At 54.7% G+C, this 417-nt stretch carries 1 protein-coding gene; it reads right to left on the bottom strand.

Annotated features, from left to right (window positions below; genetic code table 11):
• Positions 1-49: 49 nt before the first annotated feature.
• Positions 50-417 (bottom strand): glycine--tRNA ligase subunit alpha (locus tag MPC4_RS04185; RefSeq protein ID WP_174511422.1); only part of this gene is annotated, 368 nt, incomplete at its 5' end.

A 417-nucleotide genomic window follows, 5' to 3' on the forward strand; every position in this document is an offset into this window, starting at 1 on the left:
CTTCAGTGCCGATTTCCACCAGAAAAGTTTTCTCAGACATGGCCGCCTCTTATTTGTCTTTGTTGCACATCGGGAAGCCAAGGGCTTCACGGGAAGCGTAGTAAGCTTCTGCCACTGCTTTGGTCAGGGTGCGAATGCGCAGGATATAGCGCTGACGCTCGGTGACGGAGATGGCTTTACGCGCATCCAGCAGGTTGAAGCTATGGGCGGCTTTCAGAATACGTTCATACGCAGGCAGCGGCAGCGGATTTTCCAGCGCCAGCAGCTGCTGCGCTTCTTTCTCGTACTGCTCGAAGCAGGTGAACAGGAAGTCCACGTCGGCGTATTCAAAGTTGTAGGTGGATTGCTCCACTTCGTTCTGATGGAACACGTCACCGTAAGTGGTTTTACCCAGCGGGCCGTCGCTCCAGACCAGGT

The sequence above is a fragment of the Methylocella tundrae genome (assembly GCF_901905185.1).
Classification (GTDB): domain Bacteria; phylum Pseudomonadota; class Alphaproteobacteria; order Rhizobiales; family Beijerinckiaceae; genus Methylocapsa; species Methylocapsa tundrae.